We start from the raw sequence: 254 nt of genomic DNA, 5'->3' as shown, positions 1-254 counted from the left end.
GGGGAACTGAAACATCTCAGTACCCGGAGGAAAGGACATCAACGAGACTCCGTCAGTAGTGGCGAGCGAACGCGGATCAGGCCAGTGCCTGTGTTGAGTTTACCGGAACGGTCTGGAAAGGCCGGCACGATGGGTGACAGCCCCGTACGGGACGGACGATACACAGGACTCGAGTAGGGCGGGACACGTGAAATCCTGTCTGAACATGGGGGGACCACCCTCCAAGCCTAAGTACTCCTCAGCGACCGATAGCG

At 59.1% G+C, this 254-nt stretch carries 1 rRNA gene; it reads left to right on the top strand.

The window, feature by feature from the left end:
• A 23S ribosomal RNA gene (locus ACLBYB_RS33600) occupies positions 1 to 254 on the top strand; the annotation flags it as partial.

This window comes from Methylobacterium sp. D54C, from assembly GCF_053345595.1.
The sequence above is the reverse complement of the archived record's forward strand: the minus strand, read 5'-3'. Positions and strand labels throughout refer to the sequence as shown.